The following is a 24,995-nucleotide window of genomic DNA, read 5'->3' as shown; positions in this document are numbered from 1 at the left end:
CGCCGGGCTGACGAGGGTGACCAGGACGCGGTGGACCAGCTGGTCGAGCTCGCCGGAGAGCGTGGCGACTTCGACGAGCTGCGCAGGCTGGCCGACGCCGGCAGTTCGGACGCGGTGGATCAGCTTGTGGAGCTGGCGGGCGAGCGTGGGGACTTCGAGGAGTTGCGTAGGCTGGCCGCGGCGGGCAGTACCGACGCCGAGGATGTGCTGGCCGAGTTGGAGGAGTAGGCGGCCGCGGCACGGCGGGCGACCGACATGGCGTGGTCGGTGAACCGTTCGTAGTAGCGGCTCAGCAGTGCCGCCTCGACCCCGGCGGTGACACCGTGCCGCCACTCAGTGCAGCTGATCACCGCGAACAACGACCGGTGCAGGTCGTTCATCTCGTGGTCGTCCGTGGCGAGCTCCTGTTGCAGCAACGGGTTCGGGCCGCGTACGGCCCAGCCCGCGGCGACGGCGGAACGGGTGGCGATCACGGCCATCTGCTCGAAGCGGGCCCGCAACGGCGGCGCGAGCACGGGCTCGGGGTGGTTGCGCCGTACCGCCAGGGCGACGTGCTCGGCGAGATCGCCCATCCGCTCGACGCGTTCGGCGGAAAGAGCGACGGCCATGATGGTGCGCAGGTCGGTGCACACCGGTGACTGGAGCGCGAGCAGCAGTTGAACGTCGTGCTCGATGCGGTCTCGTGCCTCGTCGAGGGTGTGGTCGTCGTCGATCACCTGCTCGGCGAGCCGGAGATCGTTGTCCAGCAACGCGTTTGTTGCGTTGCGCATGGCGATCGCGGTCAGGTCGCACGTGTGGGCGAGCTGGAGGACGAGCACGTCCAGCTGGCGGTGGAACAGGTCGCGCATCGAGGGTCGTCCTTTCTGGACAGCGGACGACGCGGAGCGGCTGCAGTCCGCTCCGCGCCGCATTCGTGGTGGTCTAGTCGGCGCCGCGGCGTTGTGCCGGCACGACGCTGATCCCGTCGTGGTGCCAGAGCACCCGTGGAGCCGATGCCCTGCTCATCGGCTCCACGAGTCCCCTGGTCAGCAGGATCGGTGCGAGGCGATGCACCTGGACGGCGAGCTCGCTGCCGTTCTCGGTGATGACGCACCGATCGGTGCCGACGATCGTGGCGGCGTTGACGATCAGGTCGAGCACCGGGTGCTCGGCTGCGATCTGCCTGGTCAGCAGGACGATCTCGTCGAGGTGGGCGAAGTCCGCGGCGACCGGGTGCACACGAGTCGGATCGGCACCGCTGTCGACGAGACGCTGGGCCGCATCCCAGCTCTGTTCGGCTGTGCGTGCGTGCAGTACAACGACATAGCCGTCAGCGAGGAGTGCGCGGGCGACGTCGTAGCCCGCGCCGTTGCTCCCGCCCGTCACGAGAGCGGTCGGACGTGAGGACCCGATCATGCTTATATGCAACGGGAAACGTGCGTTGATCAGCAAGAGGGCTTTACGGGATCTCTGCGCCAGGAACGCATAAGTGTTGTACCGGACATGAAAGAACTCTAGATCCGGAAGCGGAACCGGCACACCACGGCGTTGGTGTTCCGGCGCACGGCCGAGGCGAGAACGGCGCCGCGCTGGTTCTGCAGGATCCGTTGCCACACGTGTGTGGGCTCGACCTCCGCGATGAGCACCACCACCTGGCTGCCCTTGATCTCGCGCAGATGTGCGATCAGCGGGTCCCCGATCCTGCGCCGTTCGTCGTGCAGCCGGACGAGCGGCACACCTGGATCCCACCTGTCCCAGGCGTCGAGGAACTTCTGAGTCGTGGCCTCGTCGTCAGGGTGTGTGACGTGGACGGCTTCCACACGGTCGCTGAGGCTGAGTGCGGCGGTGATCGCGTCGCGGGTGAGCCGGGACACCGTGCCCACCGGGACGATGACCAGCGAGGCTCGCGGACGCGGTGGCGGGGGAGTGCGGCCGAGTTCGAGCTGCGAGCCGATGTGCCGGTAGGCGCGGTGAACGCGTTGCATCGCCCAGACCAGCAGTGGCAGCGCGACGACGATCAGCCAGCCGCCCTCGGTGAACTTCGTCGCGGTCACCACGATCGCGGCCACACCGGTGAGTACCGCACCGAAGCCGTTCAACGCCGCTCGCCACTTCCACCCGTCCGGACGGCCGCGCCACCAGTGCCGGACCATGCCGATCTGAGACAGGGTGAAGCCGACGAAGACGCCGATCGCGAACAGCGGCACCAGGACGTTCATCTGTCCATTCGCGACAACGAGCAGGATCGCGGAGGTGATCGTGAGGAACCAGATGCCGTACCGGTGTACCTGGCGTTCCGCTCGGAGTGCGAAGACGTGCGGCAGGTTGTTGTGTTGTGCCAGCAACTGGGCCAGCACGGGCAGACCGCCGAACGAGGTGTTCGCGGCCAGCGCGAGCAGGACGACGGTCGCGAACTGGACGAGGTAGTAGCCGAACCCGCCGCCGAGCGCGGCGGTGGTCACCTGGGACAGGACCGTCACGCCTTCCACAGGATTGATCTCGAACTTCTCGATCAGGACGGCGATCCCGATCAGCATCACCGCCAGCAACGCGCCGAGCACGACCTCCGCGCGTTGCGCCCGGCGGACTCCAGGCTCGCGGAACGACGGTACGGCGTTCGCGATCGCCTCGACCCCGGTCAACGCGGCGCAGCCATTGGCGAAAGCCTTGAGCAACAACAACACACCAACGGTCTGCAGCGCTTCCACCTGTGCGGTGGGCACCGCCGCGGCCGGTTCGGAACGGAAGAGCCCGAAGAGGATGACGAGGACGATCGAGGCGACATAGATGAACGTGGGGGCGATGAACGCCCGCGCACTGTTCGCGATACCACGCAGGTTCACCGCCGTCACCAACGCGAGAACGCCGAGGCACAACCACAGTGTGTGCGGCAGCAGCGAGGGGAACGCTGACGTGAGCGCCGCGACACCGGCAGCTACTGACACCGCCACGTTCAGGACGTAGTCGACGATCAGGGACGCCGCTGCGACGAGCGACGTGCGGCGCCCGAGGTAGGCGCGGGAGACGCCGTAGGCGCCACCGCCGTCGGGGAACGCGGCGATGACCTGCCGGTACGACAGCGTGAGCACGGCGAGCAGCAGCGCGATGGCGATCGTGACGGGCAGTGTGAAGCCCAGACCGGCTCCGCCCGCCAGGGCCAGCACGAGCACGATCGCCTCAGGGCCGTAGGCGACCGAGGCCATCGCGTCGAGTGAGAGAGCAGCGAGGCCGCCGACGACGGTCAGCCGGTGCCGTTCGGCCGGCTCGGGGGGAGTTTTCAACGTCGACACGGTGGTGAGCACGCCGACCAGAGTGCGCCCGTAACGAGTGAAAACAAGAGGCCCGAACGGCATCTTGATGGTCGATCCGATCACCTCGCGTCGACTTCCTGGTCCACCTTCAGGTGAGACGTGGATCGCTACGCGTAAAGAATCCATCAAGGAAGTCACTGCGGGTGTCAAGGTGTTGTCAGGTTGCGCTGAGCAGCGGGTTTCGGTGATGCACGCTTTCGCCCGTCAGGGTCACATCGTTTGTCACCGGAAGGGAGCGCGTCATGGCCGACCTGGCCTACGCGTTGCTGCTGATCGTGAGTTTCCTGGTCCTGGGGCTCACCGTGCGTGGACTGGAGAAGCTGTGAGCGGCACCGGTCTGATCGCGAACGTCATCGCGGGCGTCATCGCCCTGGCGCTGATCGTCTACCTGTTCATCGCACTCATCCGGCCGGAGAAGTTCTGATGTCACCCCTCGTGGCCGGCCTTCTGCAGGTCGGCATCCTGATCGCGGCCCTGGCGGTCGTGTACCGACCCCTCGGCGACTACATGGCGCGCGTTTTCCGCGTCCAGGAAGCGGAAACGCAGAAGCACTCGAAGGTCGAGCTGGCGATCTACCGCTTCGCCCGCATCGACCCCGACGCCGAGCAGAAGTGGAGCACCTACGCGTACGGCGTGCTGGGCTTCTCCTTCGTCGGCATCATGTTCCTGTACGTGATCCAGCGGATCCAGTCCGTGCTGCCGTTCAACTTCGATCGCGGCAACGTGCCGGAGGGCATGGCCTTCAACACGGCGATCAGCTTCGTGACCAACACGAACTGGCAGTCGTACGTGCCGGAAGCCGTCATGGGCCACACGGTCCAGATGATCGGCCTGACCGTGCAGAACTTCGTGTCCGCGGCGGCCGGCTTGGCTGTCGCGGTCGCGCTGATCCGCGGTTTCGTGCGTCACCAGACCGACCGGCTCGGCAACTTCTGGGTCGACCTCACCCGAGGCGCGCTCCGGATCCTGCTGCCGCTGGCCTTCGTCTTCGCGATCGTGCTGATCGCTCTCGGCGTGACGATGAGCCTCAAGTCCGGTGTGGACGTTGACGGCCAGACCATCGCGAACGCACCCGTTGCCAGCCAGGAAGCCATCAAGGAACTCGGCACCAACGGCGGCGGCGTGCTCAACGCGAACTCCGCGCACCCGTTCGAGAACCCGAACGAGTGGACGAACCTCATCGAGATCTTCCTGCTGCTGGTGATCCCGGTCGCGCTGACCCGCACGTTCGGCCGGATGGTCGGTCAGAACAAGCAGGGCTACGTGTTGCTCGGCGTCATGGGCACCATCTGGGCCGCGATGCTCGCGGTCATCTGGGGTGCGGAGGCGAGCGGCCTGCGGCCGTTGGAGGGCAAGGAACTCCGCTTCGACGTGGCCGGCAGCGCGCTCTTCGCGAACTCCACGACCGGCACGTCGACCGGTGCGGTCAACTCGTGGCACGACAGCTTCACCGGGCTCGGTGGCGGTGGCACGTTGCTGAACATGCTGTTCGGGGAGATGACGCCGGGCGGTGTCGGCACCGGGCTCTACAGCATCCTGGTGATGGCGATCATCGCGATGTTCCTGGCGGGTCTGATGGTCGGCCGCACGCCGGAGTACCTGGGCAAGAAGCTCGGCCGCCGGGAGGTCACGGCCGCTGCTGTGTCGATCCTCGCGATGCCGACCGTCCTGCTGGTCGGTGCGGGCATCGCGGCGATCCTGCCGAGCACGCAGGGAGTTCTGAACAACTCCGGCGAACACGGCCTCTCCGAAATCCTTTACGCCTACGCGTCCGCATCGAACAACAACGGCAGCGCGTTCGGTGGCATCACGGTGACGAACGACTGGTTCCAGTCCTCGCTCGGCGTCTGCATGCTGTTCGGCCGATTCATCCCGATCATCGCGGTGCTCGCGCTCGCCGGATCGTTGGCAGCGCAGAAGAAGGTGCCGGTCACGGCGGGCACGCTGCCCACCACCGGCCCGTTGTTCGCCTCGTTGCTCGGGGCCAGCATCGTGCTGGTCGCCGCGCTGACGTTCGTTCCCGCTCTCGCTCTTGGTCCCATCGCGGAGGCACTGCTGTGACCAGCACACTTCAGCGGACTCCGGAAGAGATCCGCGACCGGCACGCCGAGAACCTGGGCCGCCAGGTCGGTGCCGGCATCTTCGACCCCCAGCAGCTGTGGAAGTCCTTCCCGGACGCGCTGCGCAAGTTCGACCCGCGCCACCAGCTGCGCAACCCGGTGATGTTCGTCGTCTGGGTCGGTTCGCTGTTGGTCACCTACTTCGCGGTCACCGATCCCAGCGTGTTCACGATCGCCGTGGCGGTGTGGCTGTGGTTCACGGTGCTGTTCGCGAACCTCGCCGAGGCGGTCGCGGAGGGCCGCGGCAAGGCCCAGGCCGAGTCGCTGCGCAAGACGAAGAAGGACGCGATCGCGAGGCGCCTGACCGAGGACGGCTCCGAGGAACGCGTTCCCGGCACCGAACTCCGGCTCGGCGACCTCGTCGTCGTGGAGGCCGGCGAGACGATCCCTGGTGACGGTGACGTCGTCGAAGGCATTGCCACCGTGGACGAGTCGGCCATCACCGGTGAGTCCGCACCGGTGATCCGTGAGTCCGGCGGTGACCGGTCCGCGGTCACCGGTGGAACGACCGTGCTCTCGGACCGGATCGTCGTCAAGATCACGGCCAAGCCGGGCGAAACGTTCGTCGACCGGATGATCGCGCTCGTCGAAGGCGCCGAACGGCAGAAGACGCCGAACGAGATCGCGCTGACGATCCTGCTGTCCACGCTCACGATCATCTTCATGCTCGCGGTCGTGGCGCTGCAGCCGTTCGCGATCTACTCCGGCGGCGAGCAGTCGGTGATCGTCCTGACCGCACTCCTCGTGTGCCTCATCCCCACGACGATCGGCGCGCTGCTGTCCGCGATCGGCATCGCGGGCATGGACCGGCTGGTGCAGCGCAACGTGCTGGCCACGTCCGGCAAGGCGGTCGAGGCCGCCGGTGACATCGACACGCTGCTGCTCGACAAGACCGGCACCATCACGTGGGGCAACCGGCGCGCCACGGAGTTCATCGCGGCCGCCGGAGTGGACGAGCGCAGGCTCGCCGAGGTCGTCAGGCTGTCGAGCCTCGCCGACGGTACGCCGGAAGGTCGCAGCATCGTCGAGCTGTGCGTCGAGAAGTACGGCCTCTCGGCCGCGCCGACCGACGCGGAGAAGGCCGGCGAGTTCGTGCCGTTCACCGCCCAGACCAGGATGTCCGGCATCGACCTCGGTGACCGCCGCATCCGCAAGGGCGCCGCGAGCGGGTTCACCACCTCCGACGAAGTGCGCCAGGTCGTCGACAAGATCAGCGCCGATGGCGGCACACCGCTCGTCGTCGCGGAGAACGACGTGGTGCTCGGGGTCATCCGGCTTTCAGATGTGGTGAAGCCCGGCATGAAGGCGCGGTTCGCCGAGCTGCGCGCGATGGGCATCCGGACGGTCATGGTCACCGGCGACAACCCGTTGACCGCCAAGGCCATCGCGTCGGAAGCCGGTGTGGACGACTTCCTCGCCGAGGCCAAGCCCGAGGACAAGATGGCCCTGATCCGCAAGGAACAGGAGGGCGGGCGGCTGGTCGCGATGACCGGTGACGGCACCAACGACGCGCCCGCGCTCGCGCAGTCCGACGTCGGCGTCGCCATGAACACCGGTACTTCCGCGGCGAAGGAAGCCGGGAACATGGTGGATCTGGACTCGGATCCCACCAAGCTCATCGAGATCGTGGAGATCGGCAAGCAGCTGCTGATCACCCGCGGTGCTCTGACGACGTTCTCCGTGGCGAACGACCTGGCGAAGTACTTCGCGATCCTGCCCGCCATGTTCGCGGCGATCTACCCGGCTCTGGACAAGCTCAACATCATGCACCTGGCCACGCCGCAGTCCGCGATCCTGTCAGCGGTGATCTTCAACGCGCTGATCATCGTGGCGCTCATCCCGCTGGCACTGAAGGGCGTGCGCTACCGGCCGTCCAGCGCGTCGGCGCTGCTGCGGCGCAACCTGCTGATCTACGGCCTGGGCGGCGTCGTGACGCCGTTCGCCGGGATCTGGCTGATCGACCTGCTCGTGCGACTCATCCCCGGGATCGGCTGAACCATGAACAACTTCCTCAAGCAGTCGTGGGCAGGACTTCGCATCCTGCTGGCGCTGACCGTGATCCTCGGCGTGGCCTACCCGGCCGTGGTGTGGGGCGTGTCCCGCATCCCTGGCCTGCACGGCAACGCGGAGGCCGCCGACACGACGCTGGTGGCGGTGGTGCGGGAGGGCGACAAGTACTTCGTGCCGCGTCCGTCCGCTGCGACGCTGCCGGCCTCCGGCGGCTCGAACAAGAGCGAGATCAACGAGGACTACACGAAGGTCGTCGACGAGCGACGCACGGCGATCGCGCAGCGCGAAGGCGTGTCCGAGGACCAGGTGCCGCAGGACGCGATCACCGCTTCGGCGTCGGGGTTGGACCCGGACATCAGCCCGGCCTATGCGGAGATCCAGGTGTTCCGGGTAGCGCGCGCGTCCGGACTGCCGGTCGAGAAGGTGAAGGAACTGGTGGCCGCCAACACTCACGGCACGTTCACCACCACCGTCAACGTGACGGCGCTCAACCGTGCCATCGACGCAGCCTGAGCGTCGCCGGGGCGAGCTGAGGATCTACCTCGGTGCGGCTCCCGGCGTCGGCAAGACCTTCGCCATGCTCGGCGAGGCTCACCGGCGCCGGGAGCGCGGCACCGACGTGGTCGTCGGGCTCGTCGAGACGCACGGCAGGGAGAAGACCCAGAACCTGCTCGACGGCCTGGAGATCCTGCCCCGCAGGGAGTTCCAGCACCGCGGCGTCGACTTCACCGAGATGGACGTCGACGCCCTGCTGGCCCGCGCACCCGAGGTTGCGGTCGTCGACGAGCTCGCGCACACCAACGTGCCGGGCTCGCGCAACGAGAAGCGCTGGCAGGACATCGAGGAACTGCTCGAAGCCGGCATCGACGTGCTGTCCACGGTCAACGTCCAGCACCTCGAGTCGCTCAACGACGTCGTCCAGCGCATCACCGGTGTCCAGCAACGGGAGACGGTGCCGGACGAGGTCGTGCGCCGCGCGGATCAGCTCGAACTGGTCGACATCACCCCGGAAGCTCTGCGGCGAAGACTCGCGCACGGCAACATCTACGCCGCGCACAAGATCGATGCCGCACTGGGCAACTACTTCCGGGTCGGCAACCTGACGGCGTTGCGCGAGCTGGCGCTGCTGTGGGTGGCGGACCAGGTGGACGTCGCTCTGCAGCGCTACCGCAGCGAGCAGCGGATCACCGACACGTGGGAGACGCGGGAGCGGGTCGTCGTGTCCGTGACAGGTGGTCCGGAGAGCGAGACGCTCATCCGGCGCGCACGACGGATCGCCTTGCGCGCCGGCGCCGAACTGCTTGTGGTGCACGTGATGCGCGGGGACGGTCTCACCGGCGCGACTCCCGACCTGATCGCGAAGTGCCGCAAGATCGCCGAGGATTTGGGAGCGACCTTCCACCAGGTGGTCGGCGACGACGTGCCGACCGCGTTGCTGGAGTTCGCTCGGGGCGTCAACGCGACCCAGCTCGTACTCGGCACGTCCAGGCGCTCTCGGCTCGCGCGGGCGTTCGACGAAGGCATCGGCGCGTCGGTCGTGCAGGAGTCCGGCGCGATCGACGTCCACATGGTCACGCACGACGAGTCCCACCGCGGCCTGCGCTGGAAGATCGGCCGCAACGCGCTGAGCGGCTCACGGCAACTCGCCGGCTGGCTCGCGTCGGTGCTGCTGCCCGCCCTGACCACGGTGTTCGGGCTGTTCTGGCGTGACGACATCACCTATTCCACGGACCTGGTCGGGTTCCTGCTCGCGACCTGCGTGGTGGCGTTGATCGGCGGACTGGGACCGGCGTTGGTCAGCGCGTTCTTCGGCGCGGGGCTGCTCAACTACTTCTTCACCGAGCCCTACTACAGCCTGGCGGTCAACTCGCCCGAGAACGTGATCACGCTGGCTGCCATGGTGATCGTGGCGACGATCGTCGCGCTGGTGGTCGACCGCGCAGCCCGCCTGGCCGAGCAGGGCGCCCGTGCCCGCACCGAGGCCGCGTTGCTCGCCTCCTACTCCCGCACCGTGCTCACCAGCCCGTACCCGCTGGCTCGGTTGCTGGAGAAGATCCGGGAGAACTTCGGCCTGGAGTCGGTGGCGCTGCTCGAAAGGCGGGCCAACGACTGGGAACGCGTCGCCTGCGTCGGAGCACGGCCTTGCGACGATCCGGACGAGGCCGACGCCGACGTCGCCGTCACCACCGACATCCACCTCGCGCTGCGGGGCAGGACGTTGCCCGCGAGCGACCAGCGCGTGCTGGAGGCGGCCGCGGGACAGGCGCTGATGGCGTTGCGGCAACAGCGCATGGCCGACGAGACCAGGAATGCCCAGCGCAAGGTCGAGACGACCGAGCTGCGCACCGCCCTGCTCTCCGGAGTCGGGCACGATCTGCGGACTCCGTTGACGTCGATCAAGGCCGCCATCGGCAGCCTGCGCGACCGCGAGCTGAAACTGTCCGAAGAGGACATGACCGAGCTCATGGAGACCGTGGAGGAGTCGGCGGACCGCCTCAACGGCTTGGTGGACAACCTGCTCGACTCCTCTCGCCTCGCAACGGGATCCGTCGCCCCGGTCATGCGCCCGGTCGGTTACTACGAGGTCGTCGCCAGGGCGATGTCCGCCGTCGACGAACGGCGCACTGTCACGGTCGACGTCGACGAGGACCTGCCTCAGGTAGATGCGGACATCGGTCTGCTGGAACGCGTGGTGGCCAACGTCATCGACAACGCGCTGCGACACGGACGTATGTGGCCGCGCCGCAGCGTCGACGTGGACGGGGACGGGCAGATCGCCAACGACGAACCGGAGATCGCAGTCCGTGCCAGCACCCACGGCGACCACGTCGAGCTGCGGGTCGTCGACCACGGGCCCGGCCTGCACAAGAAGGCGCTGGCTGGCGTCTTCACGCCGTTCCAACGTCTTGGTGACCGCGATGCGACCCCAGGTGTCGGTCTGGGGTTGAGCGTGGCCAAGGGATTCACCACCGCGATGGGAGGCGAGATCACCGCCGAGGACACTCCCGGCGGCGGGCTCACGGTCGTCATCTCGTTGCCAGTGCACAAGGAGAACCGCGAATGACCTCTGTGCTGGTGGTCGACGACGAACCGCAGATCGTCCGTGCGTTGAGAATCAACCTCAGCGCACGCGGCTACAACGTCATGACGGCCTATGACGGCCGAACCGCGCTGAGCATCGCCGTGGAGGCCAAACCCGACGTGGTCGTGCTCGACCTCGGGCTGCCCGACATCGACGGCGTGGACGTCATCGCCGGACTTCGCGGCTGGTCCACGATCCCCATCATCGTGCTGTCCGCCCGCACCGACTCGGCCGCCAAGGTCGAGGCCCTCGACGCGGGCGCCGACGACTACGTCACCAAACCGTTCGGAATGGACGAACTGCTGGCCCGTCTCCGCGCCGCCGTCCGCAGGAAGACCACCACTGCACACGTTCCGGACGAGCCGCTCGTGCAGACGTCGACCTTCACCGTCGATTTCACCGTCAAACGCGTGCACCGAGGCGACCGCGAGGTGCACCTCACGCCCACAGAGTGGGGAATCCTGGAGATCCTCGCGCGCAACCCAGACCGTTTAGTTACCCAGAAACAGCTTCTGCAGGAGGTGTGGGGGCCTAAACACCTCAACGAGACCCAGTACCTGCGGGTGTACATGGCGCAGCTGCGGCGCAAGCTGGAGAAGAACCCTTCGCACCCGAAGCACCTGATCACCGAACCCGGTATGGGCTACCGCTTCCAGCCGTGAGACAAGGTCGCATAAAGCACGTGTTCGAACTCCGTTAGGGCCCTCGAAATACCAGGGTCCCGGGGGTGGACTGGAGGCATGCGCACACCGGTTCCTGGGGGATTTGCGTTCTTCTTCGGGTCGGCACTCGCGGCCGTCATGACGTTGCTGTTAGTCGCGGTCGTGTCCGGAGCGAACCAGTGCTGTCGGTCATCGCGATGGTCGCCGTCGTCAACCTGGTCGCCATGACCAGCAGAGCGTGGGCCGCGCTGGCCACCGCGGCGGTCTGCTGGTGCCTGCATTCGGGTTTCGTGCTCGGCAGCCTCGGGGTGCTGACGTTCACCGCCCGGTCCGGTCACGACGCGCTGGTGATCGCCGGCTGTGCGCTCGGCGCGATCCTGCTGGTCTCGACCTTGCGGGCCGCGTCCGCGCCGTTGCACGAGCGCGAGTACGACGAGAACGTGCCGGCCATCCCGAAACAACCGGTGCCGCGCGCACTCACCCCGGCCGGCTAACCGGGGGAGATCACTTCAGATGGGGGAGTTTTCCCTGAAGACAAAGGTTCTGGCAGCACTGGCCGCAGGCGCCGCACTCGTTGCGATGGCGTCACCGGCACAGGCGGACACGGTCGGCGCGAACGGCGGTGGCACCTTCACTCTCGCTCCGGGCGAGGATGATGCTGTTGCGGCGCAGCGCGCTGCCCAGCACGCCGAGCAGGGTCACGCGATGACGCCGGCCAACAACCTGTGCACCGGCACGTGGAACCACGCGGTGTCCACCGTGACCTTCCAGCGGGCACCGGGTGGCACGCTCGCGTGGGGTTTCTAGCTGACCAACACGGCCAAGGCCAACCTCGGTCCTGTTGCGACGGTCTCGATGCCCTACGCCTACGTCAACGGCAAGGCGATCAACCCGCCGTACTCGCCGCACACGCAGGGCAGTGGCTACGACTTCCACGGCAGCGTGAACAGGTACCAGTTCATCGGCGGCAGCGCCGGTACGATCGCGACCGGCAACAAGCTCACCTTCTACTGGTTCATCAAGGGCTCCAAGCCGAACGCGGCGGCGGACCGCTACATCACTTGCCAGGTCCCGACGCCCGGCGGTGCCTGAGGAGTTCACCGGTGATCCACGTCGACGTTGACAAGTCCCTGCCCGTGCTGGACGGCCGGCATCGGCTCGACGTCCTGAGCCTGAGCCGCGGTGAGGACGCGTTCGTGCTCGACTACACGATCACGCCTCCGCTGCCCGGTGACGAGCCTGGCGGGGAGACGGTGTTCATGTGGATCGAGGCCGCCGACGACCGGCTCCACCACTACACCGACTTCGGTGGTGCTCGTGGTCTGAGCGAGGACGGCCTGCGCACGCAAGGCACCATCTCAGGGCAGCCCGCGATCGACACGGACGCGAAGGAGTTGTCGGTCCGGTTCGTGTTCCTGCATGGCCAGTCCGAGCAGGCGTACGACCTGGTCATCGGCCTGTGACGCAGCCCCTGACACCGGTGATCTCGCCGGTGTCAGGGCCGTGACAGCCGGGTGTCCGGCCTGGCGGCGATGGTTCTCGCAACAACCCGCCAGCAAGGGAGGCACGAAATGTCCATGCTCACCACACGGCAGCCGATCACCGCCACCCTGACCACCGCCGGTGCGCGCGTGCGGATCTCCGCGACTGATCGGGCCGACACCGTGGTCCACGTCGAACCATCAACAGCGCGAACGGGCCCGTTCGACCCGCCGAGCGAGATCATTCGCCTGCGTGAGGCGCGCCCGGTCAGCCCGATGGCGGGGCGAGTGCAGAGCCAGGCGTGGAAGTGCTGGATGCGGTCGCGGGTGGAGACGGGGTGGACGCGTTCGGCGTCGGTAACCGCGCGCAGGGCGGTGTCGAGGTAGGGGCGCGTTGCCGACCACAGCTCATGCCACCGAGGCCACCGAGCGGGCCCAAGAGATTGCCGCCCGCGGTCATCGGGCTGGCCCGGCTGATCGCCGTCGCCGAGCTCGGCATCGGCATCGCACGCTGGATCACCTGCCCGATGGATCCCCGCCGCCACGTGCGGACGACAGTTCCACCCAGCCGCGGGCGCCTTGGACCGTTGCCGCGTGGACCGCGCGGGCGAGCCGGGCACCCCAGCGCGACCGGGGTCCGCCGAACTGCTCGCCGGGCCCGTCGGGACAGGCGATGACCACCGCGTCGCTCGGCGTCCCCGTACCAGCAACGCCGAGTTCGACCAGCGCCTGCGTCTTAGCTTCCGTCGCGGTCACCACCAGGTTCACCAGGGCCGCGTCCTCAAGCGACACCGGGACCCAGCAGAACGTGTTGATCGTGCCGACCGGAAGTACGTTCTCGGTCGGTGCGGCGGCGAACCTGGGGTGTGACAGGCCGACCGTGGCGGTGCAGTCCACACCTTCGTCGGACGTCCTGACATAGCGCTGAATCGCGGCGGCGGTGAGCATGCCCGCGCCCCGGCCGGACAGTCGAAGCTCGGTGATGAGCTCCGACAGGTGCTCGATCGGGTCGCGGTGATAATCGTCGTGGACCTCGACGTTGATGATCCACTCGCACGGGCCGATGCCACCGCCTACCACGGCGGTGGAGACAGCACGCGAACCTGCGGGCAGCCTCCACAACAGGACAGGGCGGTCGAACCGGTGGACTTCAGGGATCACAAACGACAACGTATCCGTCTCGCGGGTGACGGAATTCGGGCGCCCGCTTCTCGGCGAACGCTGCAGGCCTGTCGTTCATCGCGCGGGCGAATCCCTCCCGGCACGCGCCAACCGCCAGTCGTGACGGAATCCCTTGCCTGCCCGGTCGTACGGGTCGGGTGGCAGTTCGAGATGTGTGATGCGCAGGTGGTCCCATGCGGCGAGGCGGCTGAAGTCGGGTTCGTCGACGATGTCCTGGGTGTCGGTGAGGAACGGGTTGGGCAGCATGATGGTCATCTGCTGTTCGTCGCGGCCGTTGAACAGCCGCAGACCCCAAGTGGTCGGGGTGTCGTCGCGGCCGATGCCCCGGTAGAGCTCGGCGCGTGCGGTGCGGCGGATCCGGCCGAGTTCGGGGCCGCTGCCGGTGTGTTCACCGATGCACAGGTGAAAGTGCCATCGTCCGAAGTCGACGGTCACGTACCCGTCGGGCATGCTGATCTTCGTGGGTGCGCTGGGGGCGGCGACTTCCCGTGCGGCGCCCTGGAGGAGCACGCCGAAGTGCATGTGCTGCCGGTATCCGGTGAACAGGTCGGTGATGATGGCGAGCAGGGTGTCGGTCTCGGTGGGCAGGTCCCACACGTGCTGGACGCCGACGCCGGGTTCGTCCACGACTCGAGGGGTCACGCGGTGCTCTCCTTCATCGTGACGACGGTGGCGCCGTCGAGTGGGCAGTCGCCGCAGGTGCCGCTGGTTGGTGTGCGGTAGAACAGGCAACAGCTGCGGCGAATGCCTTGGGGGGACAGCGCGTTTGCCAGTTCGGGAGTGGCCAGCAGCTGTTTACCGAGCTCGGTGGGGGCCAGGCGCAGCGCACCGTGAAGCGCTGCGGCGGCGTTGCCCCACAACAGCCCTTCGGCGACAGGGACCACCTTGCGGAGTCCTTCGTGCAGTGGCCGCAGGTGTTCGTCGATCACGATGCGTGTGAGCAACGGTGTGAGGTCCGGCGCCGTCCATCCTCCCGGTTCGGGCAGGGACAGCCGGATGGTGGCGTCGTCGTCCAACCGATAGCACAGGCGGTCCAGGTCCGCTACGACGTCACCGGCGGCCACCGTGCCGAGCGCGATGGACCACAGCCGCGCGGCGAGACCGAACTGCCACGTGGACGCGGCGACCCGTGCCTCGGTCACACCGAGCCGCAGGCCCGTTCGCCGCACGGCTTCGGTGAGGGCGTCGCGGTCGGCGTAGATAGATCCGAGGGTGCGGCCCGGGATGTCGTCGACCGCGAAGTACGGGCTGAACGCCGAGGCTCGTGCCAGTGCGGTGGCGACGTCGGCGGGGTCGGCGCGCCGAACGACGGGCACCGGTTGCTTCCGCGCCCAGGAGACCACGGCCGCGACGTCCGGCAGGTCGGTGCTCTTCCCGTCGGCGAGGCCGAGGTAGCCGTTCGCGGTCTGCCGGATTTCCGCGTCGGCCGTGCCGGAGGTCGAGGAAGCCCATCCGGTGCGGCTGAGAGCCCGTCCGAGCACCGCAGCGTCGGTGCCGAGCACCCGGCACGTCCTGGTCGTAGCGCAGCGCAGGACGAAGGTGCCCGCGGTGAGGTCGAACCGGAGCTCGTCGGTGTCGAACGTCGCGGAGATCACGCCGTCGAGTGCCAGCTGTTCCGGTGGGCCGGTGTGCAGGACGCCCTCGTGGTCGAGCAGCCACACCGCGTCGGCCACGCGCAGTGCGAGTTCCAGTTCATGCGTGGAGACGACGATGGCGAGGTCGCGTTCGGACGCGAGCGTGCGCAGCAGCCCGGTGAGCGCCACGCGGGACGGCGCGTCGAGGAACGCGCTGGGCTCGTCGAGCAGCAGCAGTCCCGGTTCCTGGGCGAGCGCGCGGGCGGTGAGCACGCGCTGGCGTTCTCCGTCGGAGAGTTCGCTGACGTCGCGGCCGGCCAGATGGGTGCCTGCGACGGCGTCGATGGCCCAGTCGACGATGCTGTGGTCGTGGCTGGTGAGCGCGCCGGTGAAGCCCGTGTGGGGGTGCCTGCCGAAGCCGACGAGTTCGCGAGCGGTCAGCAGCCCCGGCGAGACCCGGTCGGTGAGCACGACGGCCATCCGCCGGGCGCGGTCGGTGTGTGACAGCTCGTCGAGGTCAGCGCCGTCGAGATGCATCGCGCCGCCCAACGCAGGCTGCAAGCCCGCCAGGGTCCGCAATAGCGTGGATTTGCCGACACCGTTCGGGCCCAGCAGCACGGTCAGCTCACCGCGCTCCGCCGTCGCGTTGAGTCCGGTGAGGATGGTGCGCTTGCGGTAGCCGACGGCCAGGTCACGAAGATGCAGACTCATGTCGTGACTCCCTGCAACGAGCGGGCGCGGAGGAGGATGACGATCACGACAGGGGCACCGGCGAGCGACGTGATCACGTTGATCGGCAGAACGCCGCCGGGTGTCTGGGAGGCGACCGCGCACAGCAGTGCGGTCAGCGCCCCGGCGAGCAGCGTCGCGGGCAGAAGCACCCGGTGATCGGAGGTGCCGAGCAGGCGGCGGGCGACGTGCGGCACCGCGATGCCGAGGAACCCGATCGGCCCGCAGAACGCGGTGACCGCGCCGGCGAGCAGGGACGCGCTGAGCAGCGTGATGATGCGGGCGCGCCGCACGTTGAGACCCATCGTGCGGGCGTAGTTCTCGCCCAGCAGCAAAGCGTTGAGTGGTTTGGCCGACAGCGCGGCGACCAGCAGACCTGCCGCGGTGACAGCACCGAACACCGTGAGGTCCGCAGTGGTGGTGCCGGAGAAGCTGCCCAGGCCCCAGGAAATGAACTGCTGGGCGCGTTGCGGGTCGGTCCACGTGAGCAGCAGGCTGACCAGCGCGGTTGCGGCCGCACCCACCATGACGCCGATGACCAGCAGCGTCACCGGCGTGCGGACCACCCTGGCGAGCATCAGAATCCCGGTCAGGACCACGGCGGCGCCCACCGCGGCCGCGGCGACCACGCCGAGCCTTCCACCCGCCGCCAGACCCGCGGCGAACCCGCCGGTGCCCACCATGGTCAGCGACACACCCAGGCTCGCGCCGGAGCTGACGCCGAGCGAGAACGGGTCGGCCAGCGGATTGCGGAACAACGTCTGCATCTGCAGTCCGGCGACCCCGAGGGCGGCGCCGGCCAGCGCCGCCGTCGCAGCGCGCGGCAACCGGACGGTCTCGATCACCACCGTCCACCGCGGATCCCGCGGATCCATCCCGAGCAGCACGCGGACGGTGTCGGACAGAGGCACGGAGACCGAGCCGACGGTGATCGCCATCGCAAGTGCCACTGCCGTGCCGATCGTCAGCGCGCCTAGAACCACGACACGGCGTGCGGTGGTCACCGGCCGACCTGGCGGTAGAACGTGGTCTCGTATCCCGGCATCAACTGTGGGTGGATGATCGCGACCAGGTCGGACAGCACCAGGTCCGGCCGGGTGACACCGCGTTCCCAGTAGTCATTGCCGCCCTGGGGGCCGACGACCTTGTTGTGCGTCCAGACCCGTCCCGTGCCGACCGCGGCGAGCTGCTCGTGCCGGGGGTCGGCGGCGCGGGCGTCGGCCAGCGTCTGCCACGGCGAGTCGACCAGCCAGACGCCGATCGTCCCGGCCTTGGCGTAGATCTCCTCGTAGGACAGCTGCAGGGTGCCGGTGTTCGGTGAGTCGGCCCACGGGTAGGTCGCGCCCGCGTCGCGCAGCAACGTGCCGGCGTAGGAGCCACCCGCGGGCATGTTCCACGCGCCCTGCCGCAGTGAACCCGGCAGCACCTCGGTCTTCGGCTGCACGCCTGCGGCCTTGGCGACGACGGCCTGATAGTCGCGTTCGATGCGGTCGAAGACCTCGCCGGCCTTCTGCTCGTCACCGGTCAGCGCGGCCATGACCTTCAGCCACTCGGCGCGGCCTAGCGGTGTGGCCTCGAGCCACTCCGCGTTCGCGATCACCGGGATCCCCGCGTTGCGCAGGGCGGCGTACTCGGGCTTGTCGGTGCCGCCGGTCATCACCACGTCCGGCGTGCCGACGATCACCTTCTCGGCGTCGATCGTGTTGTTCGCGCCGTACTCGGTCACCTTGCCCGCGTCGATCCGTGCCCGCGCGTCCGCGCTGACGACGTACGACGTGGACTCCACCCCGCTGAGCAGGTCGAGCCTGCCGAGGTCGGCCAGCAGTGGCAGGTGTGTGGTGGAACCTGAGTACAGGCTGCGGATCGGGGTCTCGACGACCACCGCTCCAGCGATGTCGGGACGAGGTGCGCCGCACCGCAGCAGGACGTATGTCTCCGGCTTGCCGTTCGGGAAGGGCTGGTCGACCGTCAGCACCTGATAGGACTTCTCGTAGCGCAGCGAGAAGTTCTTGGCGTGCTTGACCGTCGACTTGACCGGGAAGTAGTCGCGGTCCGCGTCGAACTCCGAGACGCAGTTCCCGGAGACCGATGGCGCGGGCAAGGGAGTGGCGCAGCCCGCGACGAGAGTGCACAACAGCAGCACGGACAGTGCGAGGCGCATGACGAAGCCGCCCTCTCTCGGGGAGATCCGCCCCGGTGGTGAGGAAGCGACGACGTGAGTCTCCTGACTCCCGGATCAACGCTCCTCCCGGCCTTCCCACCCCTGGCAGGGGCAGTGGCCATGGCGGGATCAGCTCCCCGGTCACAGTGGCGGGACCGTGCCGGATTCACACCGGCTTCCTCGTCCGCCGTCGCAGTAGTCGCCAGATTGTGGCAACAGACAGGACGCTACGGGAACATGACAGCAGTCACGTCACCGCATTCCCTCCTGCTGGTCGCTTGACTCAGCGGGGGTGCGGTGCGCCGAAGCCTGCACCTGCGGTGTGGGTTCGCGGGGTGCCATCGGCACCCGCGATCGTCGATCCTCTGAGCCGTGATTCGCCTTCCTTCGCCAGATCTGGTGGCGCGTTTCCGCTGGCTTGGCAGATGATCGAGTCTGTTCTGCTCTCCACCCGGCATCCAGGCCGAGCAACGATCCTGGACAGGCGGCGAAAGACGGCACAAGCTGACGGTCAGCGCGCAGATCAGACGACTCGTCTTGCCCAGGCGAGCGGTGTCACGTGTTGATCTGGCTAAGAGGATTCGCTGCCAACGGCGGTGGGAAGGCTGGGCCTGCTCAGCAATCGCAACGGGTGGTCGTCGCCGTGATGTGGTGCCTTGTAGCGCCGATGATCAGATCGAAGCGTTCCGGGAAGTCGCACAGCCGCTGCCCGCTGGTGGTCCAGGTGAGCGCAATCGACGCACGAGCGGGCCCGAACGTGCCTGCGTGGTCGAATCGGATCTGGTGTCCATCGCGGGTACCGGCTAGCCATGCCGCGTCTGAGATCGGTCTGGTGACCACGGCGGTGCCAGGTAGCGAGGCCAGGGTGTGCGCGAGCCACTCGGCTGTTTCGCCCGGCTCGTCGTGCACCACGATGTCGGCCAGCTGCAAGGCGGTCTCCGACGGATCGTTGGTGTGGACCACGAGATGTGCGCCGTCGCCGAGAGGCCTACCGCGCAGGACCGAAGCGGCGGGGAACCGCGTCACGGTGGCAGTCACGACGTCACCGTCGAGTCCCAGGGTTGCGTGAACCGGCAGAAGGGCTATGCAGAGCGAACCAGAGGCCGGTTCACGCAAGCAGGTTTCCGGTCACTTGACCAGCCCGACCTGCACAACCTCGCGAAGGTCGAACTTTGGCAGGGCCGCACACTGCTCGAGAAGAACGAACGGCCGGACGCCGTCGCACACCTGGAGCAAGCACTCGCATCGATGACCGAACTCGCACGGCACTACGACCGGGCGCAGGTCCTCGACGCGCTCGGCGACGCGCACGTCACCACGGATCCAGCCTCCGCCGACCGGTACTACCAACAGGCCATGGAGATCTATGAGGAGATCGGCCACCTTCTGACCGCAGCGACCATCCAGCACAAACGAGACTCGCTCGGCCGTTGAACCCTGCCGGTGAGTGCCGGTCGGCCTGGTCGGTCACCTGAGGAGACAAGTGGCTGTTATTACTCGAATAGTGGGCAGGTAGATCCTCAACAGCCTCGAAATCTGACTGCCGGGGTCGACTTGGTGCTTGAGGACGGTTCGCTGGCCGGGTGACAGTGCCGTCAGGGCGTCGACCGCGGGCGGCCGAACCTGCAGGCGTGTGAGCGGGCTGGGCACACCCCTGCCGAGATCGCTCCGAGCTGGGCAGGCCGCTCGGCTTGCGCGGGACAGATTGGATCGTGCAGGACCGCGGGATGGCGCTGTGAGGCCTTCGCGTTCGCGGGGAGAACGGCGTGGTGGCTGTCGCGCGGTGGTCGTGGGCGCAGCCATCGAACTTGGGGGGCTTGGTCAGATGGGTAGGCGGCGCCTGCGCGGTGGCCGGACTCGCTCCTCACAAGGCTGAGCCGATCAGACAGGACCACAACGCGATCGTCCGGCAGCCCTACGGAGTTTGTTGTGCATGTCGCTCCTCCAGTCAGCTCGCCGGGGCGGCAAAGAGGTGACTCCAAAGACCGGCGGATCGGCGTCGACCACCGATCCTCTTGTGGATGCGTCGATCTGTCAGGGCAAGGCTGAACGTGAGTACGGTGGCGAAATCAGGGCCTTTGAGGACATGCTCGGTGTTGGTTGCCGGGATCGCGGTAGCAGGAGGCGCGGTCGAATGGGTGGCAAGGATCGGCGCTCGACTGGACAGCGTCGTGCGGCGAAAGCGAAGGCACGGCAGCAGCGTCTGGCCGGGCAGGAGTTCCGACGTGAGCAGCATGCTCGGTTGGTGGTCGAGCGTGCCGGTGATCCACGATTCATTCAGCGAGAGCGACTTCCTGATGGTGGTCGAGTCGTCCGGTGGGACCCGGAATCGGTAGCGGGAACCCGGATCAGCGGTGCCCTACACCACCAACTGGAGAAGTTTCGTGAGAAGTTCGGCCGCCAACCTGGGCCGGAAGACCCGATCTTCTTCGATCCGGACGCGGAGGATCCCACGCCGCTGTCGGCTGGTTCCCTCTCCCGAGAGCTCGACCGGCTGGTAGAAAATGCCGACGAGATCGGAGTACCTCCCGCACTGATCAAGGCTTTCCGCGACCTGGGCTATCTCGTCACCGAGGAGAACCGTCACCTGTTCTCGGCGGCCGAGATCGAGGCATGGCGGGAGACCGTCGAGAGGTATCGGGCCGAAGACGAGCCGGACGACGACGACCTCGGAGAGGAAGAGCTGGTCGAGCTTCTCGGCGCGGAGATTAGTGCGGTGGTCGCCCGCACGCTGATCGAGCCGTCGCCGCAGCACGCCCGTGACTTCGCCGCGCGGGTCATCGAGATGGACTTGGTGTTGGCCGATGCCGGTGTTGATGACTCAGCAGGTGCGCTCGGGTTGTCCGCCGCGTTCGCTGTGGTGGCGCGATGGCTGTCCGGATTGCGTGAAGAGCGTGCTGCGGAACCCGTGGCGGAAGAGGTCCTTGGCTGGGTTGGTTCTGCTCTCGGCCCGGCGTCCGTGGCCCTTTCCAGGAGGGCTGCAGGCATCCTCGGCGCCCCGGAGAGTTCCGGCGTGACGGTGCAGGAGTTGGTGGACGAGTTGGAGGATGACTTCCTGCCGGCGTTGATCTGGCTCGCGGTCGGCGCCGTCGGCTGCTACGGCGGTGGTGATGTCACCTGGCTGCAGCGCTTTGAGGTCGACCCTGATCACGGCGCCACATGAGCATGCCGCCCTGAGCGAGTTCGTCCTTGTTGCTTGATCTCACACTGGAACAGGTGGAGCGAGACTGGAGCACGGCAAGGAGCAGAACGGCGCGTAACAGCGCTCAACGGCGCGCAACGGCGGGGAACTGCACTGTGTGACCTGGCGATTCTCTATTTTTGCAGGTCAGAGGCTCGTGCTCACCTGACTGGCAGTGTGAGGGTCAGGGGTTCGAGTCCCCTCAGCTCCACTTGGATGAGAGCCCGTCTGATCGAGTGGTTTCCGCTGGTCAGGCGGGTTTCTTGCTGTTCTGGGCGGATTTTGACTGATCGTCTGGTGATCGTGTTGCGGTGACCCTGTGGAGCAGTTCTGGAGCAGGATTCTCCTGCTTGATCGCGTCCGGTCTGGTCGATCTGCGTGTTCGTCGTGCCCTGTTGACCAACGGTGTGAGGGGCAGCGGGATTGGTTGTGCGGCACGTGGTCCGGAGACGTGGCGTTGTGATGGTTCTGGTGCGGCCGGGTGTGCGCGGACGTGCAGGTCGGCTTGGTGCCAGCGGTGTTGGAGGTCGTTGAGGAGGCGGAGTTCGACTTCGGGTGCGCCGCCGGCGATCAACCAGGTTTTGTGGCTGTGCCGCAATCCGTGGAAGGTCAGGCCCGGTCGAATCGGCACGGTACGAGCGCCAACTCGCAGGCGTCTTGGTTGCCGTTGACCGCAGGTTTGAGCACGCGGCGGATGAAGGTGCTGCGCCACAACCAGGTTCCGCCTTCGGCGGCGAACATGAACCCGTGGTCGTGCCGTTCATGTGGCAGCAGGTCTCGCGCGAGCGACACAGGGCTGCAGGCAGTGATCGAGGACGCCGCGATCGAGGTCGTCACGGATGCCTGCTGTGGAACATCCAGGTAGGACAAAGCCCGGCCGGATGATCATCGGGCCGGGCTCTGGTTCGTCCGTGTGCTGCCGCCGGATCAGCGGCGGGCGAGAGGACTAGGCGGGAACGATGTTCTCGGCCTGCGGGCCCTTCTGGCCCTGCGTGATGTCGAAGGAGACCTTCTGGCCTTCCTGGAGCTCACGGAAGCCCTGAGCGGCGATGTTCGAGTAGTGGGCGAAGACGTCTGCGCCGCCGCCGTCCTGTTCGATGAAGCCGAAGCCCTTTTCGGCGTTGAACCACTTGACGGTTCCGGTGGCCATGTCTTCTCCAAGCATGTGGTGGCACCCGCACCTCGCGAGAGCCGGAAATGATCGGTCATGGCTCACGGAGACACCGAACAGCAAAACGCCCGTGACCTGTTATCACGGGCGACTGGTACTTCGGAACCATGACTGATGACACCACGCTACACCAGTGGCTCTTCTTGGATCTACGGCCCAGGCGGCTTCCGGGGTGCCGCCATGAACGGGATGGAGCCAGGTGTTGCGGCGTTGATCGCACTCGATGTCGGTGGCGTAGTTGTCCGCGGCGCGGCCGCGGTGGCACGCATCGTCGGGTGGTCGCGCAGGTGGACGAACGCAGCCAGGCGTTTCCACGGGCGGGAGCAGGTCAGGACCGGTCGCAACTCGGGGCGCGATGGCCTCGGTGCGGTAGAGGGCGTTGCGGTGGCCGCGGGGTTCGGCGGCGAGATCTTGGGAGCTGCGTCCGCGGCGGACGTACTGCTCGCGCAGCCACTGTTCGGTGATGCCGGCGGTGGTTTCTTCGGGGCTGTGGATGCAGCCCAAGACGTCTTGCTGGTCGCCATGTCCACCGTCATCCTGACGGCGGCGTGCGCGGACCCGCTGCACGGCTTCGCCCCGGCCCCAACCGGATGCCGGGTACCGGGGCGAAGCGGAAGGTTCAGCCGGTGGTGTTGCGTCGGCGACGGAAGAGGAAGAAGGCGCCGGCCACGAGCACGAGCGCCGCAGCTGAACCGCCGACGAGCGACGGCGCCGTGGACGAGGCGCCCTCCGCCCCGCTCGCGATGCCGTAGCCGCTCGACATTCCCTTGGTGTCGTACTCCGATGCGGGCAGCTTGTCGGCATAACGGGCCTTGACCAGCTTCTGGTAGTCGCTCAGCGACATCGACGACCTGCCGCCCAGTCCTTCCCGTGCCTGGTCGTTGAGCGGCTCCACCGTGATGACCTTCAGCAGGTACCAGCCGCGGATCTGCGGCTCGGTGAACACCAAGGTCCCCGCACCGGCCTTGCCGGCGTACGTGGCGTCGCCGTCACCCTCGCGCACCGCCGCCAGGTGCCAGCCTCCGCCCTGCGTAGGAGCGAGCATGACGGTGACCTGGCGGTCGTTGACGGTGGTGCTCAGCGAGGACACCAGACGGGTCAACTTGACCGCCTCGGCAGCGATCGGCTGGGACGTGCCCGCGACGAAGCCCGGCGTGATCTCGCTGACCGGCAGCGGGTCTTTGACCGTGAAGGCGGGCATGCCTTCGCACGGATCGGCCTTGTCCGGGATTGTTTGCACTGTGTCGGACCCGCCGCGGGGCACCGGCACGCTGAGGAAGCGGCACACGGCGTTGCGGATGTCGGTCGACCTCACAGCGTCGAGAGCGGCCTGGTAGTCGGGGATGTCCACCGGGAGCGGGTCGTTGGCCGGGGCCGCGTGGACGGGGCCGGTCGCGGACAGCAGCACGGATGCGCCCATTGCCAGCACAGCGGTCAGGCGGGAAAGGCGTGAAGCTGCCCACCGTCCAGACGTTCTTGGTTCGCGCATGATGCCTGCCTTAACGGGAGATGCCGATCCGGGAGTGGGTCCATTTGAACGAGCTGTTGTTGACGTAGTCGCTGTAGTTCCACCACGTGTAGGTGGCGGTGTCCGGCCACGGGTCAGCGACCGCGATGGTGTTTTTCGAGGTGTCGTAGCCGTAAACGACGTTCATGTGACCGCCGCCTGAAGTCCACCCGATGCGCGCACCGACGGGACGGGCGGCCTTGACGTCGGTGTAGACCTGGTTGAACGAGGCCGCGCTGCTCAGGCCCGAGCCGGGGTGGGCCATGCCGAGGCTGCTCCAGCCCCTGGCCATGTCGTCGAGCGTGGCAGGCTGGTTGTTGCAGCCGTAGGAGGGCTGGGCCCGGTTGCAGAAGTCTGCCTGCGTGCTACCGAGGCCGTGGTACTTGGCGATCGTCAGACCCGAGGCGACCCAGCACCACTGGGTCTTCTCCTGCTTGTACATGCCGATGTTGTCGTACCCCGATTCCGCCTGAGCCGCGCCTGCGGCGGCCACGAGCACCCCCGAGGTCGTCAGCGCGATGGCCGACGCCGTGATCGCGAATCTGGATCTACCCATTTCCCTGCCCTCCTGCATGCGATGAGTACCGGGGGACCTGAGGACATGAAAGCGCGAAAATTCGTTGCCATGCGGAAGCGACGTGCAAATACGCCCGCAAGAGTGAACTCCATGAAATACGAACCCATGTCGGAGTCGTGAATCGTTGAACATCAACAACGAGCCGCTGAAACTTTCACTGATTTCCACCCGCGAAAGTTGCAGCACTGCACTCTTTACGGTGTCGAGGGCAGTCGAAAAGGCCACCATCCGCTCCTGTCCACGGGAATACGAGGGTGACTTGAACACT

General features: G+C 67.4%; 26 protein-coding genes and 1 riboswitch. Of the genes, 13 read left to right on the top strand and 13 right to left on the bottom strand.

Features of this window, described 5'->3' with window-relative positions; genetic code table 11:
* Window positions 1–119: 119 nt before the first annotated feature.
* From BBK82_RS07145 to BBK82_RS07135, 3 genes are all read right to left on the bottom strand, one after another.
* Window positions 120–848 carry a phosphate signaling complex PhoU family protein gene (locus tag BBK82_RS07145; protein WP_065914300.1) on the bottom strand — a complete coding sequence of 243 codons (729 nt, stop codon included), beginning with the start codon at window positions 846–848 and terminating at the stop codon, window positions 120–122.
* 73 nt (window positions 849–921) lie between these two features.
* A complete protein-coding gene (locus BBK82_RS47265; RefSeq protein WP_071812541.1) occupies window positions 922–1,395 on the bottom strand; it encodes an SDR family NAD(P)-dependent oxidoreductase in 474 nt (157 codons plus the stop codon).
* A gap of 98 nt (window positions 1,396–1,493) precedes the next feature.
* Complete coding sequence (locus BBK82_RS07135) at window positions 1,494–3,281, bottom strand: APC family permease (protein ID WP_237048061.1); 1,788 nt, start codon at window positions 3,279–3,281, stop codon at window positions 1,494–1,496.
* A 331-nt stretch (window positions 3,282–3,612) separates the two neighbouring features.
* On the opposite strand from BBK82_RS07135, the gene kdpF reads away from it, so the two are divergent.
* The 11 genes from kdpF to BBK82_RS07080 all read left to right on the top strand — a co-directional run bounded on the left by kdpF (window position 3,613) and on the right by BBK82_RS07080 (window position 13,032).
* Complete coding sequence (gene kdpF, locus BBK82_RS07130; protein ID WP_065914298.1) at window positions 3,613–3,714, top strand: K(+)-transporting ATPase subunit F; 102 nt, start codon at window positions 3,613–3,615, stop codon at window positions 3,712–3,714.
* Complete coding sequence (gene kdpA / locus BBK82_RS07125; protein ID WP_065914297.1) at window positions 3,714–5,351, top strand: potassium-transporting ATPase subunit KdpA; 1,638 nt, start codon at window positions 3,714–3,716, stop codon at window positions 5,349–5,351. The genes kdpF and kdpA overlap by 1 nt, the downstream gene beginning before the upstream one ends.
* Entirely contained in the window at window positions 5,348–7,405 is a 2,058-nt protein-coding gene (gene kdpB / locus BBK82_RS07120; RefSeq protein ID WP_065914296.1) for a potassium-transporting ATPase subunit KdpB, read from the top strand. The genes kdpA and kdpB overlap by 4 nt, the downstream gene beginning before the upstream one ends.
* Window positions 7,406–7,408: 3 nt before the next feature.
* Window positions 7,409–7,933, top strand: coding sequence for a potassium-transporting ATPase subunit C (locus BBK82_RS07115; protein WP_065914295.1), 525 nt, complete (start codon window positions 7,409–7,411; stop codon window positions 7,931–7,933).
* Window positions 7,914–10,484 (top strand): sensor histidine kinase, encoded by a 2,571-nt coding sequence (locus BBK82_RS07110; RefSeq protein ID WP_065914294.1) that lies wholly within the window; start codon window positions 7,914–7,916, stop codon window positions 10,482–10,484. The genes BBK82_RS07115 and BBK82_RS07110 overlap by 20 nt, the downstream gene beginning before the upstream one ends.
* Window positions 10,481–11,164: a response regulator gene (locus BBK82_RS07105; RefSeq protein ID WP_065914293.1), complete on the top strand. Its 684-nt coding sequence runs from the start codon at window positions 10,481–10,483 to the stop codon at window positions 11,162–11,164. The genes BBK82_RS07110 and BBK82_RS07105 overlap by 4 nt, the downstream gene beginning before the upstream one ends.
* Before the next feature lie 179 nt (window positions 11,165–11,343).
* Window positions 11,344–11,658 carry a hypothetical protein gene (locus tag BBK82_RS07100; protein ID WP_065914292.1) on the top strand — a complete coding sequence of 105 codons (315 nt, stop codon included), beginning with the start codon at window positions 11,344–11,346 and terminating at the stop codon, window positions 11,656–11,658.
* A 19-nt stretch (window positions 11,659–11,677) separates the two neighbouring features.
* Entirely contained in the window at window positions 11,678–11,971 is a 294-nt protein-coding gene (locus BBK82_RS07095) for a hypothetical protein (RefSeq protein WP_154697124.1), read from the top strand.
* Window positions 11,972–12,019: 48 nt separating this feature from the next.
* Entirely contained in the window at window positions 12,020–12,256 is a 237-nt protein-coding gene (locus tag BBK82_RS07090; RefSeq protein WP_065914290.1) for a hypothetical protein, read from the top strand.
* Window positions 12,257–12,267: 11 nt separating this feature from the next.
* Window positions 12,268–12,627 carry a hypothetical protein gene (locus tag BBK82_RS07085; RefSeq protein WP_083267835.1) on the top strand — a complete coding sequence of 120 codons (360 nt, stop codon included), beginning with the start codon at window positions 12,268–12,270 and terminating at the stop codon, window positions 12,625–12,627.
* Between the two features lie 108 nt (window positions 12,628–12,735).
* Window positions 12,736–13,032 (top strand): hypothetical protein, encoded by a 297-nt coding sequence (locus BBK82_RS07080; protein WP_154697123.1) that lies wholly within the window; start codon window positions 12,736–12,738, stop codon window positions 13,030–13,032.
* Window positions 13,033–13,161: 129 nt separating this feature from the next.
* Here the strand turns inward: BBK82_RS07080 and BBK82_RS07075 are convergent, their stop codons facing one another.
* The 6 genes from BBK82_RS07075 to BBK82_RS07050 all read right to left on the bottom strand — a co-directional run bounded on the left by BBK82_RS07075 (window position 13,162) and on the right by BBK82_RS07050 (window position 19,329).
* Window positions 13,162–13,806, bottom strand: a complete 645-nt coding sequence (locus BBK82_RS07075) for an adenosylcobinamide amidohydrolase (protein ID WP_257785437.1) — start codon at window positions 13,804–13,806, stop codon at window positions 13,162–13,164.
* A 75-nt stretch (window positions 13,807–13,881) separates the two neighbouring features.
* Complete coding sequence (locus tag BBK82_RS07070) at window positions 13,882–14,469, bottom strand: DUF7676 family protein (RefSeq protein ID WP_065914287.1); 588 nt, start codon at window positions 14,467–14,469, stop codon at window positions 13,882–13,884.
* A complete protein-coding gene (locus BBK82_RS07065) occupies window positions 14,466–16,112 on the bottom strand; it encodes an ATP-binding cassette domain-containing protein (protein WP_065914286.1) in 1,647 nt (548 codons plus the stop codon). Before BBK82_RS07065 ends, BBK82_RS07070 begins: the two co-directional genes overlap by 4 nt.
* Window positions 16,109–17,134: a FecCD family ABC transporter permease gene (locus BBK82_RS07060; RefSeq protein ID WP_218920591.1), complete on the bottom strand. Its 1,026-nt coding sequence runs from the start codon at window positions 17,132–17,134 to the stop codon at window positions 16,109–16,111. Before BBK82_RS07060 ends, BBK82_RS07065 begins: the two co-directional genes overlap by 4 nt.
* The gene (locus tag BBK82_RS07055) at window positions 17,131–18,291 is read right to left on the bottom strand and encodes an ABC transporter substrate-binding protein (protein ID WP_065914285.1); all 1,161 of its coding nucleotides are present in this window, start codon (window positions 18,289–18,291) and stop codon (window positions 17,131–17,133) included. Before BBK82_RS07055 ends, BBK82_RS07060 begins: the two co-directional genes overlap by 4 nt.
* 36 nt (window positions 18,292–18,327) lie before the next feature.
* Window positions 18,328–18,516, bottom strand: a riboswitch (cobalamin riboswitch).
* 390 nt (window positions 18,517–18,906) lie between these two features.
* Window positions 18,907–19,329: a hypothetical protein gene (locus BBK82_RS07050; RefSeq protein ID WP_065914284.1), complete on the bottom strand. Its 423-nt coding sequence runs from the start codon at window positions 19,327–19,329 to the stop codon at window positions 18,907–18,909.
* Between the two features lie 27 nt (window positions 19,330–19,356).
* Between BBK82_RS07050 and BBK82_RS07045 the strand changes: the two genes are divergently transcribed.
* Both BBK82_RS07045 and BBK82_RS49855 read left to right on the top strand, forming a co-directional pair.
* Window positions 19,357–19,725 (top strand): tetratricopeptide repeat protein, encoded by a 369-nt coding sequence (locus BBK82_RS07045; RefSeq protein ID WP_065914283.1) that lies wholly within the window; start codon window positions 19,357–19,359, stop codon window positions 19,723–19,725.
* Window positions 19,726–20,224: 499 nt separating this feature from the next.
* Window positions 20,225–21,454 carry a hypothetical protein gene (locus BBK82_RS49855; RefSeq protein WP_154697122.1) on the top strand — a complete coding sequence of 410 codons (1,230 nt, stop codon included), beginning with the start codon at window positions 20,225–20,227 and terminating at the stop codon, window positions 21,452–21,454.
* Window positions 21,455–22,081: 627 nt separating this feature from the next.
* On the opposite strand, the gene BBK82_RS07035 is transcribed toward BBK82_RS49855, so the two are convergent.
* The 4 genes from BBK82_RS07035 to BBK82_RS07020 all read right to left on the bottom strand — a co-directional run bounded on the left by BBK82_RS07035 (window position 22,082) and on the right by BBK82_RS07020 (window position 24,706).
* Complete coding sequence (locus BBK82_RS07035; protein ID WP_154697121.1) at window positions 22,082–22,309, bottom strand: hypothetical protein; 228 nt, start codon at window positions 22,307–22,309, stop codon at window positions 22,082–22,084.
* Between the two features lie 109 nt (window positions 22,310–22,418).
* Window positions 22,419–22,622, bottom strand: coding sequence for a cold-shock protein (locus BBK82_RS07030; protein WP_030475722.1), 204 nt, complete (start codon window positions 22,620–22,622; stop codon window positions 22,419–22,421).
* Between the two features lie 640 nt (window positions 22,623–23,262).
* Complete coding sequence (locus tag BBK82_RS07025) at window positions 23,263–24,063, bottom strand: hypothetical protein (protein ID WP_237048060.1); 801 nt, start codon at window positions 24,061–24,063, stop codon at window positions 23,263–23,265.
* A gap of 79 nt (window positions 24,064–24,142) precedes the next feature.
* Window positions 24,143–24,706: a papain-like cysteine protease family protein gene (locus BBK82_RS07020; RefSeq protein ID WP_065914279.1), complete on the bottom strand. Its 564-nt coding sequence runs from the start codon at window positions 24,704–24,706 to the stop codon at window positions 24,143–24,145.
* Window positions 24,707–24,995 lie beyond the last annotated feature (289 nt).

This window comes from Lentzea guizhouensis (assembly GCF_001701025.1).
GTDB lineage: Bacteria > Actinomycetota > Actinomycetes > Mycobacteriales > Pseudonocardiaceae > Lentzea > Lentzea guizhouensis.
This window is presented reverse-complemented; position numbering and strand designations above follow the sequence as displayed.

Coding starts and splice junctions, on each gene's coding strand:
- BBK82_RS07105 (WP_065914293.1), top strand. CDS start 10,481: ATGACCTCTGTGCTGGTGGTCGACGACGAACCGCAGATCGTCCGTGCG.
- BBK82_RS07030 (WP_030475722.1), bottom strand. CDS start 22,622: ATGGCCACCGGAACCGTCAAGTGGTTCAACGCCGAAAAGGGCTTCGGC.
- BBK82_RS49855 (WP_154697122.1), top strand. CDS start 20,225: ATGTCGCTCCTCCAGTCAGCTCGCCGGGGCGGCAAAGAGGTGACTCCA.
- BBK82_RS07065 (WP_065914286.1), bottom strand. CDS start 16,112: ATGAGTCTGCATCTTCGTGACCTGGCCGTCGGCTACCGCAAGCGCACC.
- BBK82_RS07055 (WP_065914285.1), bottom strand. CDS start 18,291: ATGCGCCTCGCACTGTCCGTGCTGCTGTTGTGCACTCTCGTCGCGGGC.
- BBK82_RS07095 (WP_154697124.1), top strand. CDS start 11,678: ATGGGGGAGTTTTCCCTGAAGACAAAGGTTCTGGCAGCACTGGCCGCA.
- kdpA (WP_065914297.1), top strand. CDS start 3,714: ATGTCACCCCTCGTGGCCGGCCTTCTGCAGGTCGGCATCCTGATCGCG.
- BBK82_RS07145 (WP_065914300.1), bottom strand. CDS start 848: ATGCGCGACCTGTTCCACCGCCAGCTGGACGTGCTCGTCCTCCAGCTC.
- BBK82_RS07115 (WP_065914295.1), top strand. CDS start 7,409: ATGAACAACTTCCTCAAGCAGTCGTGGGCAGGACTTCGCATCCTGCTG.
- BBK82_RS07025 (WP_237048060.1), bottom strand. CDS start 24,063: ATGGGCGCATCCGTGCTGCTGTCCGCGACCGGCCCCGTCCACGCGGCC.
- BBK82_RS47265 (WP_071812541.1), bottom strand. CDS start 1,395: ATGATCGGGTCCTCACGTCCGACCGCTCTCGTGACGGGCGGGAGCAAC.
- BBK82_RS07090 (WP_065914290.1), top strand. CDS start 12,020: ATGCCCTACGCCTACGTCAACGGCAAGGCGATCAACCCGCCGTACTCG.
- BBK82_RS07080 (WP_154697123.1), top strand. CDS start 12,736: ATGTCCATGCTCACCACACGGCAGCCGATCACCGCCACCCTGACCACC.
- BBK82_RS07020 (WP_065914279.1), bottom strand. CDS start 24,706: ATGGGTAGATCCAGATTCGCGATCACGGCGTCGGCCATCGCGCTGACG.